Here is a 13656-nt window from a genome sequence, read left to right as displayed (position 1 = left end):
CCGTTAACTGATTATTAGCGACTTTAGAAAAAGGACGTGTGAAAGATGGGAAGCATTACATTCACCCGTCAGCCTTTACTCCGAAAGCCGCGAATCAATACAAAGGCAGGTCTTCTGACTTGTTTTAATTATAACGCCTTCCCATTTTACTTTTTAGATAAAAACAGTGGCATTTTGTTATAATCTTTTTAAAAACTTACAGCAGCGGGTACTGTTCCAGATTTACACTGGATTCCCTTTTAATTCATTTCCAAAATGGAAACAAAACCATTGCGGGCACGAAAGTACAAAAAACTAATAGAGTTTGTTAAAAAAACACTAGTTATAGTGGAAATTATCAAAAATAACCCAAAATACTATTTTTATTATCAATATTAGAGCAATTGTCGTTAGAGTAACTAAATGATTTATAAAACATACTTTTTTGAATTCATTATGCTTAATAACACGAGGATTGGTTCCTATAAATGGTTTTTCTACGATCTTTCCGTGGTATTTATTAGGTCCACCGAAACGACAATTCATAATTCCTGCTAAAGCTGATTCTGGATAGCCTGAATTAGGACTTGCATGTTGAGTTCCAAATTTTAATATAAAAGGAAATAAACTAAGTTTTCCACTAATTAAAATCATTAAAAAAGCAGTTATTCGAGCAGGGATATAATTAGCTACATCATCTAATCGAGCAGCAAATTTTCCAAAATAATAATATTTATCATTCTTATAACCAATCATAGAATCTAAAGTATTTATCATTTTATAAACCATCATAAATGGTAATCCTCCAATAGCATAATAAAAAAGAGGAGCGATTACACCGTCACTCAAATTTTCAGATAATGTTTCAAAAACAGCTATTCGTATTTGATTTTCAGAAAGTGTAGACGTATCTCTTCCTACAATCCATGATAAACGTTTTCTTCCTGCTTCTAATCCTTTTTCTTCTAATGTATCAAATACTTCTCTTCCTTCTTGTAATAGGCTTTTATTAGCTAAACCGTAAAATATAAAAAGACTGGTAAAAAGGATATAAAGGTTAAAATTAATATTTAATAAAATACTTGATAAAAAATAAAAAAATAAAAAAACAGAACTGCATAATGCTAGAGTAAGAAAGAGCCCTTTTATAAATCTACCATTTCCTTTATTTAAAAAGTTTTCACCAAAATAGATTGTGTTTCCAAAAAAACGAATAGGATGTGGTAAGCTTCTTGGATCTCCCAATAATAAATCTAAAAAATAACCTATAAGTAATGGTATTGAAAAAATAATTAAAGAATTGTCCATTGTTGAATAGCATCAATTAAAAGTTTATTTTCTAAAGGTTTTTGTGTTGCCACTCGAAAATATTGTGATGAAAGTCCTCGGAAATTGCTAGCATCTCGAATGAGCAACTGATGTTTTTTTAAAAGGTATTCTTTTAGTTCTGGAGCTGTCTTTTTATTTGTTTTGCACAAGAAAAAATTAGTGTTTGTTGAGTAAACGTCTATATTTTGAATTTCTTGTAAAGCATTAATAAATTGAGTTGTATCTGCTAGTATTTTTTCTATTGGTAATACAATGTTAGCAGCATTTTTAACGATATATTTTCCTGCTTCAATTGCCATAGTATTTACGGACCAAGGCATTTTAACGGTTTCAATTGCTTGAATGTTTTGTTTTTGACTAATGATATAGCCTAATCGTAAACCTGGAATAGAATAGGTTTTGGTTAATGATTTTACAATGAATAAATTAGAAAAATTATTTATTTCGTTAACTATTGAAATATCAACCAATGTAAAATCTACATAAGCTTCATCAATTATAAATAATGTATTAGGATTATTTTTTAAGAGAAAATGAAGGTCTTTTTTATGAAAAACCAATCCTGTTGGATTATTAGGATTTCCTAAAAAAACAGCTTCTGTAGAAAAAAGACTTGTTTTATTTAGATCTGACCATTTAAGGAAATTTAATGAAATATCATGTACTTGACAAGCGTCATTATATTCTGAAAATGAGGGTATAATAATTGTGGCTGACTTCTTTTGTAAAAAGTGTGCTATTAAGTAAAATGCTTCTGTAGCACCATTGGTTACTAATATTTGATTGGGTTTTAGTTGGTGCCAACTAGCTAATTCTTTTTGCAATGATTCAGCATTTGCTTCGGGATAATGAGCTATTTTATCCCAATACTGAGAAAGATGTTCTTTCAAACCTTTAGGAAATCCTTCATAAAAAACGTTTGAACTAAAATTTGCTTTAATGCTTCCGTTATATAAATAACCGTCATCTCCATGTCCTAAAATCATGCTTCTGTTTCTTTAAGAACTTTATAAATATACTGAATGTCTATATGCTCTCGTAAGTGTTGGGCTAATAAATCATATTGTTCTTCTTTAAAAGTCTTATAATCAAATATCCCTGTTATCACTTTTTTATCAGTTTGTAAAAGTAAATCTTTGATAACAATTTCATTATCCAATATTCCATGAATATAAGTTCCCCAACATTTATCAGATAAATAATAACCATCGCCTGTTTTGTCATCAAAAGTATTTAGAATATACTCTTTGTTTTCTATTGTAGAAACGCCCATGTGTATTTCATAACCTCTGCATATTTTTTGGTATTTTTTAAAATAAAATTGTACTTGACGTGTTATTTTTTTTTCTGTAAGAATCGTTTTAACAGGAAGTATTCCTAATCCGGCCATAGTTTCTATAGTTCCTTCAATATGGTTTGGATCTTCTATAGTTTGTCCCATCATTTGATAACCGCCACAAATTCCTATAACTATTTTATTATTTTTGTGTGCTTTTATAATCGCTTCAGCTACTCCATTATTTTTAATATCAATCAAGTCAGAAATAGTGTTTTTACTTCCAGGAATAATTACAATATCTGCTTTTTCTATTTCAGAAATTTTTTTTGTATAAAATAAATTTACGTTTTTATGTTGTTCTAATACATTAAAATCTGTGTAATTTGATACTCTATTAAGCAAAATAACTGCTATATTTATTTTATTTTCTACTGCTTGGGAAGGTTTGTTTTGAAGACTAACAGAGTCTTCTTCTTCTATATAAATATCTTTTTTATAGGGTACCAATCCTACTACAGGAATACCGCAAAGATTTTCTATTATTTTTTTACCTTCTTCAAAAAGACGTGAATCACCACGAAATTTATTAATTATAATTCCTTTTATTAAAGCTTTTTCTTCAGGAGTTAATAAAGCAATACTTCCAAAAACACTTGCAAAAACCCCTCCTCTATCTATATCCGCAATTAAAAAAGTAGAGGCATTAGCATATTTTGCCATCCGCATATTGGTTATATCTCGATGTTTTAGGTTTAATTCTGAAATGCTTCCTGCTCCTTCAAGTACAATTGGATTATATTTTTCTGATAATCGGGTATAAGCGGCCTGTGCTTCTTTCAGTAATTCCTTTTTATCATTTTCCATAAAATAATCAAAAGCTGATTGGTTCCCCAATGGTTTTCCATTTAAAACAACCTGTGAACTCTTATCATTAGTAGGTTTTAATAAAACAGGATTCATATCCGTGCTACACGCAATCCCACAAGCTTCTGCCTGAACTGCTTGAGCACGACCTATTTCAAGTCCGTCAGGGGTAGCAAAACTATTGAGTGACATATTTTGTGATTTGAAAGGTGCTGGATTATAACCATCTTGCTTAAAAATACGACAAAATCCTGTATTAATAATACTTTTGCCTACATCAGAGGCGGTACCAACAAACATTATAGGTCTTAATTTTTGCATAGAATTTATTCAATGTAAAGAGTTGTTTTCCAGTGTTTTTCGACTAAACACCTAACTTTAAAATCTATAGATTTTAAACGATAGGGTTCTATGAGTAATCCCATAAATGTACCGCTATGTGCCACAAATAAACCACAATTATTCTCTATAGCAAAATCATACAATAAAGTAAATTTTTTTTTTGGCAAAATAGTTTCGTTTATAACAGCACTTTTGGTAACACATTCAAAAAATGTTCTATAATCATTATTTTTTACACTTACTTTAAGAATAGAATATAGATTTTTAAATTCTATCATTTGACTTTCAGAATATTCTCTAGCCTTTGATATTTTAATTGTATCAATATCTACATTTGGATCCGAATCAAAATATAATATGGAATAAGAAATAGGATTTAAATTTTCTAAAATTTTTCCTGACTTTTGATTAAATAATAAAGAATTAAAATCCAGACAAGGATCCGTAGGATCTATTTGAGAAGCTATTTTATAAAGAAAATGATTTGAATATTGGGTCTTATATAATTTATTTAAAGTAAGCAAAATACCTAATATATCAGTAGAACTAGAAGATAACCCTTTGCCAACTTTAAAGTTTCTTTTTTGGTTAAAATAAATTTTGTTTATAGGAGTAATTCCTTTTTCTTCTATTAATGAATGAAATAACTCCTTTGCCTTATTTGATTTTATATCCAGTCTTGTTTCTTCATCAATAGGATTGATGCTTGCAATAGTATCTGTTTTAAATAATTTAGAAGATTTATTGCTTACTAAAAATGGTTGATTTTTACCAAAAGCTCCCTGAAGAAGTTCCCCCACTTTAGCATAAGTAGTAATCTTTATTATCATTTTCTCTTTCTTTATAGAATTACAAAGATAAAAATTGAGAATTGATTTTTATCTTTGAAACTATGAAACCACAATTTCTTATAGCGGCACCATCTAGTAACTCAGGAAAAACAACTATTACACTTGGTTTACTACGATTATTAAAAAATAACGGATATAAAGTACAACCTTTCAAATGCGGTCCTGATTATATTGATACGAAACACCATACAAAAGCTGCGGGTGAGCCAAGTATTAATTTAGATACCTATATGATGAGTGAAAGTCATGTTAAAACTTTATATAAAAAATATAGTCAAGAGGCTGATATATCTATCATAGAAGGTGTAATGGGACTTTTTGACGGGGCAAATCGTATGGAAGGAAGCAGTGCAGAAATAGCATTATTATTAAACATTCCTATCATTTTGGTTGTCAATGCTAAATCTATGGCATACAGCGTTGCTCCATTGTTATTTGGGCTTAAAAATTTTAATCCCAAGATAAAAATTGCAGGAGTTATATTTAACTTTGTAAATACAGAGAGCCATTATTCTTTTTTAAAAGAAGCTTGTAATGATGTAGGTATTGAAGCTTTAGGTTACATCCCCTCTAATACTGATATTACTATTCCTTCACGTCATTTAGGCTTGTTTATATCTCCTGAACATGACTATGAATTAATAATTGAAAATGCAGCAAAACACTTAGCTAAATCTATTGACATTAATCGTATTTTAGAAATTTCTAATACTGAAAATCACGTTTTTATTCCTAAAAATATAATAGAGTTAAAAACTGAAACCAACTCTTTTTTTAAAGACTACACAATAGCCGTAGCACATGATAATGCTTTTAATTTTACTTATTTTGAAAATATAAAAGGATTAGAAAATTTAGGTAAAATTATCTATTTTAGTCCTATTACAGATAATAGAATGCCTAAGGCTGATATTTTGTACTTAGCTGGAGGTTATCCAGAATTATATTTAAAAGATTTAGCAAATAATATATCGATGCGTAAATCTATTCTTGATTTTTGCTCTAATGGTGGAAAAGTAATAGCTGAATGTGGTGGAATGATGTATTTAGGTAATCAAATTATCAATTCAGAAGGAATTGCTTATCCAATGGTAGGTTTTTTACCTATAGAAACCTCAATGGAAAAAGCTAAGCTTTCTTTAGGATATAGAGAAATAAAATTAGATAATCAAATAATTAAAGGACATGAATTTCACTATTCTAAAATAATAGAAAAGGAAAAGATTCCAACTATTGGTCAAATTTTTAATGCTAAAGGAATAGAAATAGCAACTCCCATTTATAGATTAAAAAATGTTATAGCATCCTATATACATTTTTATTGGGGAGACTCTCTCTTAATTATTAATTTTTTAAATAAAGAGGATTTGTTATTTGATTTCTAAATTATTACCACTAGGATCCTGTATAAAAACAGAACCTTGTAAATCGTTTAGAATAATTTTAGTTCCAGATCGGGTATGAATCGTTTTTACATCATTGCTGTAGGTATGATTATATTCTTTCCAACCAATTTATACCATTCAAACTTAAAATATACTGTATTAAAAAGTAAAATTCTCGCTCTTTTTTTTATTTTAAAACAACTCTAAAAAACCTTTGAATAACATGGTTTTAAATTCTGGTGATGATATTCCTTCTCCATCAAGTGATTTTGATTATATGACTCCTCCTAGCGTCAGAGTGACAAACAAGAAGTATTTTACTTCGGATTCTTGTCATCCTATGTTTTTCTAGGTAAGGAGTTTAGAATGTTTTATTTGAAATCTAGAGAAATAGATTCTATTCTAAAAACAACCCCTGCAATTGCAAGGGTTAAGGAAATCTTATTCTTATTTTTTGCGTTTGTTAGTTAATGCTTATAAAGATAGTTTACCAATAATAGGAACCTTTCTTATTATTTAACTGCTTCTTTAAGATCAATAATTGTTTTTTCTGGATTATTTGAGTTAAATACAAAACTACCTGCGACTAAAACATCGGCACCTGCTTCTACTAATTTTTTGGCATTTTGAGTAGAAACTCCTCCATCTATTTGAATTAGAGTAGAGGCTTTCTTTTTTTCAATTAATGTTTTTAGTTTTTCTATTTTTGGATATGTATTTTCTATAAATGATTGTCCTCCAAAACCAGGATTTACACTCATAATACAAACTATATCTATATCTTGAATTACATCTTCTAATAATGAAATATTAGTATGTGGGTTTAATGCTACACCTGCTTTCATTCCTTCTGCTTTTATAGCTTGGAGGGTTCTATGCAGATGTACACAAGCTTCTAAATGGACCGTTAAAACATCTGCTCCTAGTTTTTTAAAAGTTGAAACATAACGATCTGGATCTACAATCATTAAATGTACATCAATTGTTTTTTTTGCATGTCTTTTAATTGCTTCTAATACAGGCATTCCAAAGGATATATTAGGCACAAAAACGCCATCCATAATATCTATATGAAACCAGTCTGCTTCGCTTTTGTTTATCATTTCAATATCTCTTTGTAAATTAGCAAAATCAGCAGCAAGAATAGATGGAGCAATAAGTATTTTTTTCATTTTATAAAGTATTATTGTGTTGTATTAGAAGTTTTTTATTAAATATATAGAGTAGTGTTAATTTTTCTTAATATATCAAAATTTTTAAAACAGGAATAAGTAAGTATCAAACCACCATTAAGTTACATCCTCTTATATCAGAGTTATCAAATCGTCCTAGAACTTCAAAAGAATTATAATCTATTATTTTACCTAAATCCTGAGTGGCTATAAAAGAGCATGAATTAATATTAGCTAAATCAATTATGTTTATTCCTCCTGTCTTACCTTCAGAAAGTAAGGTTAAAGGATCTTCAGGATCACGAATAATAATTTTCATCCACATAGGACATTCAAAGATTCCGTTTCCTAAAGAATAAGCTTGAGATAATAATTCCGTCATACCATATTCCGAATGTATTACGGGTACACCAAAACCATTACTCAGAATTTTATGTAATTCTTCTCTAATTATTTCTTTTCTGCGTCCTTTCATACCACCTGTTTCCATTATAATGGTATTTTTTAAATTAAATTTTTGTTTTTCAACTAAATCTAATAAAGCATAAGTAACCCCAATTAATAAAACATTATGCCCTTCAGCATCCAGTTTAATTAATTTTTCTATAAGTTCATCATAATTATTTAAATAAAATCCACTTTCGAGATTATTAGATAATTGTATTAAATCATCTACCATATAAATTAAAGATGAGCCTTCTCGTTCTAAATAAGATGGTAATAATGCCAAAATAACATAATCTTCTATATTTCCGTAAAATTGCTTAAAGGCTTGTCTATAACTTTCTCTATAAAAAGATAAATCCGTAACATGATGTTTACTTGTAGCTATTCCTGTAGTACCACTACTTGTAAAAGTTATTTGTTTTTCTTCTTTAGAACTTAAAATATCATTTGTTTTAAAAAATTGAATAGGTAAAAAAGGAATATCTTCAATTTTTTTTACATTGCTCACATCTTTTTTTAACAATGAACAAAACTGCTGATAAACTAAATTGTTATGATATTGAAAACGAAAAATCTTAAGAGTCCGTTTTTCAAATTCTTTTTTAGAACTAATTTCAAATATATCGTTAGATGTATACATGCCTCCAAAATTACGTAAAATAAAGAGTTTAACCCAAATCTAATATGCAAAACTATCCACAAATTTAATTTTCATAGGTAAAGAGATATTTATGAGAAATGAAAATATTTAAAAGTTTATTTTTTATTAAATACTCTATATTTAAAATATTTTTTGTAATCTCAATTGAGCCTAAATCAATTTTATATCTTATTATCTTTTGTTTGAAAAAAGATAAATAAATCAAAGTATTTTTCTTTTTATTCTGTATATACAGTATTTTTAGCCAATAAAAAAAAGCTATTATGACAAATAAAATCCCTGTAACAATAATAACAGGTTTTCTTGGATCAGGAAAAACAACAATTATTCGTAACTTATTAGAAAACAATAATGGAAAACGATTAGCCGTTATTGTAAACGAATTTGGTGAAATGGGAATAGATGGCGAATTACTAAAATCATGTTGTAGTTTTGAAGAAGATATTTTAGAACTAAATAATGGTTGTGTTTGTTGTACTGTACAAGACGAGTTTTTACCTATTATGTTAGAACTAATGGAACGAAAAGATTCTATAGATCATATAATAATTGAAACATCAGGACTTGCCTTACCCAAACCTCTTTTACATGCTTTCAATTGGCCTGAATTAAAACCACAAATTACAGTGGATGCTGTAGTTACTGTTGTTGATGCTGTAGGACAAGCTACAGGAGAAATTTGCGATCGTGCTAAAGTTAATGCCCAACGTCTAGCAGATGATTCATTAGATCATGAAACTCCAATTGAGGAATTATTTGAAGATCAGTTATCATGTGCTGATTTAATTGTAATGACTAAAAAAGATTTACTAAATCAAGCACAATTTGAAATAGTAGAATCTATCATTACAAACAAAATTAGACCTAATGTAAAAATAGTAAGTGCTAATAAGGGTGTAATTTCATCTAATATTTTACTAGGAGTGGGTGCACAAGCAGAAAATGATTTAGAAAGCCGACACTCACATCATGAAGAAGATCATGCTCATGGTCATAAACACGACCACGATGATCATATTGATTCTGTAGTTGTAGAAATTACAGCAAATCACACACCTGAAATTTTAATTAATACTTTAAAACAAATCATTGAAGAATATGAAATTTATAGAATTAAAGGTTTTATAAATGTTCCTGATAAATCCATGCGCATGGTTTTACAAGGTGTCTCTACTCGTTTTGAAAGTTATTTTGATCGCAAATGGAAAGAAAACGAAACCCGAATAACAAGTCTAGTTATCATTGGAGATGAATTAAAAAATAAAAATTTACAACAAATTATAAATGAAAGATTAAATTAAAAGTATATTTGAATGGATAATTGACTTGTATTAATTATCCATTTTTAATTTTGAATATTACAAATGCACTTAATACCTACCATTCCTGGAGGCTGGAATCCTAATGAGGACGGCGTTTTTTACATTGAACAATCCAAAGGCGATATTCTTTTTTTATCTGCTGCGGATACGGAAATACATTCCTTAAATAATGCTTATAAAGAGTTTATAGAAAATCTTAATACGCAAGATCTCCCTTCTTTACGAATGACTAATCTTACTTATTTAAAGCAAGAATTAACAATAGACAAATATGTTGAAGAAGTAGTAGGAAAAGCAAAACTTGTTATATGCAGACTATTAGGAGGTATCAGTTATTATCCTTATTTAGTAGAATCAATTCAAATAGAATGTCAAAAAAAAAATATTCCAGTACTTTTTTTATCAGGATATGATGTTCCTGATCTTGAACTAATAAACCTTTCTAATGTTGATGTATCCATTTCAGATTTAGTTTGGAAGTATTTTTGTGCTGGAGGAAAAAATAATTTAATAGAGTTATTATATTTTCTTTCATATCATTTTTTTGAAGCGAAAGAATTAGTTTATAAAGAACCTCAATCAATACCCGATTTATTTTTATATGATTTAAAAAAAGGTATATTATCTAAAGAGCAAACTTCTAATACTCTATTTAATACCGTAATATTAGTTTATAAATCACATTATTTGGCTGATAATTTAGAGCCTGTCTACGCTATTTATAAACAATTACAAGAAAAAAACATATTTCCCATCATTGCTTTTGTTAATAATCTCAGAGACAAAAATACAACAGATGAATTATATGAGTTATTAACTCAACCTAAACATTCTCCTTTAAGTTCTATTATTAATACAACTAGTTTTTCAATAAAAAACATAACTGAAAATGACAATACCTTTATTTTTCAAAAATTAAATATCCCTATTATTCAAGCTATTTTTGCTTCTTGTACTAAAACTGTTTGGGAAAATAATTTATTTGGCTTACCTCCTACTGATGTGGCCATAAATGCTGCATTACCTGAATTAGATGGACGGATCATTACTACAGCTATTTCTTTTAAGACAACTTTAGGTAAAGATGCTATTACTGATTCAGATATTTTAAAATATGAAGCGCATCCTGAAGGGGTGGATTTTGTAGTGGATTTTGCAATTCGTTGGCATGAATTACAAAATAAAATAAACTCAGAAAAAAAATTAGCTCTAATCATGCCTAATTACCCTAATAAAGATAGTCGTTTGGCTAACGGGGTTGGACTTGATACACCAGAAAGCATGGTAAGAATTATAAAAGCTCTTAAAGAAAATGGGTATGATTTAGGTAACTTTATTCCTAGTTCGAGTAACGAATTAATTAAATTAATTACACACTATATAACAAATGATGTAGATAGTACACAAGCTCGTCCATTTCAGGTTTCATTAAAATTAGAAGATTTCTATGAAGAATATGAATCTTTTTCTCCTTATTTAAAAACACAACTTGAAAAACAATGGGGAAAACCAGAAGATTCTCCATTTTGCAATAATAAACAATTTGCTATTCCAGGTTTTTTATTAGGAAATATTTTTATAAGTATTCAGCCTGCAAGAGGTTATAATCAAGATGAAAAAGCTATTTATCATTCACCTGATTTACCTCCAACGTATAATTATTTAGCTTATTATTTTTGGGTAAATAGTATTTTTAAAGCGGATGCCATTGTACATGTTGGAAAGCATGGAAACTTAGAATGGCTACCAGGTAAAAGTATAGCATTAAGTAAAGAAAGTTGTTATCCTAGAGTATTATTAAATGCCATTCCGCATTTTTATCCCTTCATTGTAAATGATCCTGGAGAAGGAACACAAGCTAAAAGAAGAAACCAAGCTGTAATTTTAGATCATCTCATTCCTCCTATGACACGTGCTGAAAATTATGGCATTTTGACAAGATTAGAACATCTTATAGATGAATATTATGAGGCTTTTACACTAGATAATAAACGTGCTGGACTACTAAAAAAGCAAATTAAAACTTTAGTTCAAGAAGCACATTTAGATACAGATCTAAAAACTTCTGTAGATGACATAGATGAATTATTAGTAAAATTAGATGGTTATTTATGTGATTTAAAAGAAGCACAAATTAGAGATGGATTACATATTTTTGGAGAAGTTCCTAAAAATAATCAATTGTTAGATTTACTTATTGCCCTACATCGTTTGCCTTCGGAAACAACAAAAGGTATAACCCAAGCTTTAGCTATTGATTTAGAATTAGATTTTAATCCTTTAGAATGTAATTATGCAGATTCTTTTAAAAAAGAAATTCATCAAGTACATTGCAGAACTATTGGAGATGTGGTAGAACAACTAGAATTAATTTCACGTACTTATCTATCACAATTTTTATTAGATAGAAAAAAAACAGGATATTTACATTTTGATGAAGTCCTTCAATCTATAATGAATACTACCTATCCTAAAATTCAACAAACAACTAATGAAATTACTAATTTAATAACAGGATTAAATGGGAAATATGTCCCTTCTGGAAGCTCAGGTGCTCCTACAAGAGGTCGTCTAGACGTATTGCCCACCGGTAGAAATTTTTACTCAATAGATGTACGTACCATTCCTTCTCCAACAGCGTATACATTAGGTGTAAAAAGTGCCCATTTAATTATAGAACGCTATCTTCAAGAAAACGGAGAATATCCAGAAACAATAGGTCTCTCAGTTTGGGGAACTTCTACTATGCGAACAGGAGGAGATGATATTGCACAAGCCTTTTCTTTAATGGGAGTAAAACCTATTTGGGAAGGAGCTAACAGAAGAGTTGTTGATTTCGAAATTATTTCACCTTTAATACTCAAACGACCAAGAGTAGATGTAATACTTCGTATTTCTGGTTTTTTTAGAGATGCCTTTCCTGATGTAATTTCGTTATTTAATAAGGTCATTGAACGACTAGCACACCTAGATGAAGATCCTGAGATAAATCCTATCAGAAAACGCTTTTTAAAAGAAAAGGCGGAATGGATGACAAAAGGAATTACGCATGATAAAGCTCATAAAAGAGCCTTATTTCGTGTGTTTGGTTCTAAACCTGGTGCATACGGAGCAGGTTTACAAGCTGTTATTGATGAAAAAAACTGGCAAACTAAAGAAGATTTAGCAAAAATATATATGCAATGGAGCGGCTATGCTTATGGCAATGACAGAATAGGAGAATCAGCTCATGAAGTTTTTGAACAACGCCTATCTGATATTCAAATTGTAATGCACAATCAAGATAATAGAGAACATGATCTTTTAGATTCTGATGATTATTATCAGTTTCAAGGTGGTTTAACTAATGCCGTACAAACAATTAGTGGCAAACAACCAAAAGTATATTTTGGAGATCATTCGCGTCCTGATAATCCAAAAGTCAAAACACTAAAAGAAGAATTATTAAAAGTATATCGTTCACGTGTGGTCAATCCTAAATGGATTGAAGGTGTGAAACGACATGGTTATAAAGGTGCTTTTGAAATGGCTGCAACAATGGATTATTTATTTGCCTATGATGCTACTACTGATATGATTGACGATTTTATGTACGAAGGAATTACAGAAGAATATTTATTCAATCCAGAAAATAAAGAATTTATAGAAAAAGTAAATCCATGGGCTCTAAAAGATATGACTGAACGAATGTTGGAAGCTATTCAGCGTGGTATGTGGAAAAACCCTAAGTCAGAAACATTTGAAAAATTACAACAACTTTTTATAGATATAGAATAATTTTTTTGCCGAAAGTTTAATTTTAGAAAGGCTTAAAAAGCCATCCTTTTTGGTTCAACGAAGACTCTTTTGAGTTCTATTTATTTTTGGTTTCTTATTTGTCACTACGTAAGGAGGAGTCACATAATCAAAACACTTAATGATAGAGGAATATCATCATCAGAATTTAAGAGGGTTATGTTACGTACTTTATGCTATCCCTCCTAGTATCGAGATGGCAAGAATCCGAAATATTTAGTCTGTAATCT

General features: G+C 29.2%; 9 protein-coding genes and 1 riboswitch. Of the genes, 3 read left to right on the top strand and 6 right to left on the bottom strand.

The features are described from left to right. Positions 1–87 precede the first annotated feature (87 nt). Positions 88–287, bottom strand: a riboswitch (cobalamin riboswitch). Positions 288–318: 31 nt separating this feature from the next. The 4 genes from cbiB to ACUXZJ_RS11730 are packed head-to-tail and all read right to left on the bottom strand — an operon-like array spanning position 319 to position 4623. Then, positions 319–1287, bottom strand: a complete 969-nt coding sequence (gene cbiB, locus ACUXZJ_RS11745; RefSeq protein WP_063743908.1) for an adenosylcobinamide-phosphate synthase CbiB — start codon at positions 1285–1287, stop codon at positions 319–321. Beyond that, positions 1272–2294, bottom strand: a complete 1023-nt coding sequence (locus tag ACUXZJ_RS11740) for a pyridoxal phosphate-dependent aminotransferase (protein ID WP_060382195.1) — start codon at positions 2292–2294, stop codon at positions 1272–1274. Before ACUXZJ_RS11740 ends, cbiB begins: the two co-directional genes overlap by 16 nt. Continuing rightward, a complete protein-coding gene (locus ACUXZJ_RS11735; RefSeq protein ID WP_060382194.1) occupies positions 2291–3772 on the bottom strand; it encodes a cobyric acid synthase in 1482 nt (493 codons plus the stop codon). The genes ACUXZJ_RS11740 and ACUXZJ_RS11735 overlap by 4 nt, the downstream gene beginning before the upstream one ends. Positions 3773–3777: 5 nt before the next feature. Next, positions 3778–4623 carry a GHMP family kinase ATP-binding protein gene (locus ACUXZJ_RS11730; RefSeq protein WP_063743909.1) on the bottom strand — a complete coding sequence of 282 codons (846 nt, stop codon included), beginning with the start codon at positions 4621–4623 and terminating at the stop codon, positions 3778–3780. 62 nt (positions 4624–4685) lie between these two features. Between ACUXZJ_RS11730 and ACUXZJ_RS11725 the strand changes: the two genes are divergently transcribed. After that, complete coding sequence (locus ACUXZJ_RS11725) at positions 4686–6029, top strand: cobyrinate a,c-diamide synthase (RefSeq protein WP_063743910.1); 1344 nt, start codon at positions 4686–4688, stop codon at positions 6027–6029. Between the two features lie 512 nt (positions 6030–6541). Here ACUXZJ_RS11725 and rpe read toward each other — a convergent pair. Together rpe and ACUXZJ_RS11715 are read right to left on the bottom strand one after the other, a co-directional pair. After that, positions 6542–7201: a ribulose-phosphate 3-epimerase gene (gene rpe, locus ACUXZJ_RS11720; protein WP_060382191.1), complete on the bottom strand. Its 660-nt coding sequence runs from the start codon at positions 7199–7201 to the stop codon at positions 6542–6544. Between the two features lie 106 nt (positions 7202–7307). Then, positions 7308–8288, bottom strand: coding sequence for a LuxE/PaaK family acyltransferase (locus ACUXZJ_RS11715; RefSeq protein WP_060382190.1), 981 nt, complete (start codon positions 8286–8288; stop codon positions 7308–7310). 284 nt (positions 8289–8572) lie between these two features. On the opposite strand from ACUXZJ_RS11715, the gene cobW reads away from it, so the two are divergent. Together cobW and cobN are read left to right on the top strand one after the other, a co-directional pair. Then, positions 8573–9610 (top strand): cobalamin biosynthesis protein CobW, encoded by a 1038-nt coding sequence (gene cobW, locus ACUXZJ_RS11710; RefSeq protein ID WP_063743911.1) that lies wholly within the window; start codon positions 8573–8575, stop codon positions 9608–9610. Between the two features lie 63 nt (positions 9611–9673). Then, positions 9674–13408 carry a cobaltochelatase subunit CobN gene (cobN, locus tag ACUXZJ_RS11705; RefSeq protein ID WP_063743912.1) on the top strand — a complete coding sequence of 1245 codons (3735 nt, stop codon included), beginning with the start codon at positions 9674–9676 and terminating at the stop codon, positions 13406–13408. The last annotated feature ends 248 nt before the right edge of the window (positions 13409–13656 follow it).

The organism is Flavobacterium sp. TN-1 (genome assembly GCF_052828645.1).
The sequence above is the reverse complement of the archived record's forward strand: the minus strand, read 5'-3'. Positions and strand labels throughout refer to the sequence as shown.